This window comes from Streptomyces diastatochromogenes (genome assembly GCF_002242805.1).
GTDB classification, from domain to species: Bacteria; Actinomycetota; Actinomycetes; order Streptomycetales; family Streptomycetaceae; genus Streptomyces; species Streptomyces diastatochromogenes.
Window position 1 is genome coordinate 1 of record NZ_MCGQ01000170.1, and the last position, 1,577, is coordinate 1,577.

General features: G+C 69.1%; 2 protein-coding genes. One reads left to right on the forward strand and one right to left on the reverse strand.

The window, feature by feature from the left end:
* Positions 1-221: 221 nt before the first annotated feature.
* A complete protein-coding gene (locus BEK98_RS47420) occupies positions 222-1,097 on the reverse strand; it encodes an LLM class flavin-dependent oxidoreductase (RefSeq protein ID WP_094222977.1) in 876 nt (291 codons plus the stop codon).
* A 121-nt stretch (positions 1,098-1,218) separates the two neighbouring features.
* Between BEK98_RS47420 and BEK98_RS47425 the strand changes: the two genes are divergently transcribed.
* Positions 1,219-1,577: MarR family winged helix-turn-helix transcriptional regulator (locus tag BEK98_RS47425; RefSeq protein ID WP_094222978.1), on the forward strand; the 359-nt coding region annotated here is incomplete at its 3' end.

A 1,577-nucleotide genomic window follows, 5' to 3' on the forward strand; every position in this document is an offset into this window, starting at 1 on the left:
TCGATGAGCAGCATCGCCGTGTTGTCGGCCGTGAAGGACTCTGCGGACATGCGAGGAACCTCTCTGAGCGAGCGGACCAGCCGTGCCGGCTGATCCACGGATTGACCGGCCAGATTTACTTTGCCGACCAATCGTTTCCCTCAGCGTACGCCACGCGGCAGGTATTCCCCGGGTGCGGAACATGGCGAAACGGACCGGTGACACGCGCTCGCAGCCTGCGCTCAGGGCGTCGCGAGAGCCTGCCGGACGGCCGGAACCACCTCGTGGGCGAACACGCCCAGCTGGCGCTCGTGATCCCCGTCCGGCCAGTAGGCGAACCCGTTCATGCCGTGCTCGCGGTGCACCTGCGCGATCTGCTCGACCCACTGCCCGACCGGACCGTGGAAGTCGCCGCGGGAGGTCGGTTCGATGAGCCCGTTGAGGTTGTAGACCTTGCGGATCGCACCGGGGTCGCGGCCCGCCCGCGCCGCGGCCTCGTCGACGCGGGCGACGGCGTCGCCGAGGCGGTCCAGCCCGAGAGAGAACAGCGAAGGCATCCACCCGTCGGCCCTGGCACCGGTCAGCTTCAGCATGCGGGGCCCGTAGGCGCCTAGCCAGATGCCCAGTGACGGCGACGGCGTGGGCCCCGGGTGGATGCCGGCCACGCGGTAGTACTCACCGCCCGCCCGCGCCGTCCGCTCGCCGCTCCACATGGCCCGGATCACGTCGATGGCGTCGATCAGCGCGTCGACGGCCTCCTTCTTACCCCGGCGGGGGCCACCCATGGCCGCGATCGGCTCCCAGAAGGCGCCGGCACCCAGCCCCAGCTGGAGGCGCCCGCCCGACAGCAGGTCGAAGCTGGCGGCGGCCTTGGCCAGCATCGCCGGCGGCCTGAGCGGCAGGTTGGCCACCGTGGGGACGAAGGTCACCCGTTCGGTGCGGGCCGCGAGGAACGCCATCAGGGTCCATGTGTCGTGGAACGCCTGCTGATAGGGGTGATCCTGAACGGTGACGAGGTCCAGGCCGGCACGGTCCGCCTGCAGGGCGTACCGCAGAGGCTGATCACCCTCCCCCCACACCGGATCGACGTTCGCACCGAAGAGCACAGGCAGGGTCATGGGTTCACTCCGCAGGCAAGGGCTGGTCGCCGCACATCACTCTATTGGCCGACCAATTTAGTACGGGTGAGATGATTTCTGGCAAGCGACTCGCACTGCCATGCAAGGAGGAACAGCAACCATGCCGCCAGCGTCCGAATCGGTCCAGGGCAAAGACGATGCGGTACCGACCGTCGCCGACGCTCCGATGAGCGAGGCCATCTTCCGCGCCGCCCGTGTACACCGGATCATGGCGGGCAGTCTGCTGCGCGAGACCGGCCTGTACCCCGGGCAGGAGCTGCTGATGATGCAGCTGTGGGAACAGGGCGAACAGCGCCAGGCCGATCTGATCAAGACGCTGGGCCTCGATCCCTCCACGGTGACCAAGATGCTGCAGCGCCTGGAGCAGTCCGGCTTCGTCACCCGCAAACCCTCCGACCGGGACCGCCGCGCCGTGGTCGTGAGCGCGACCCGCGCCGGCCAGGCCCTGCGCGACCGGGT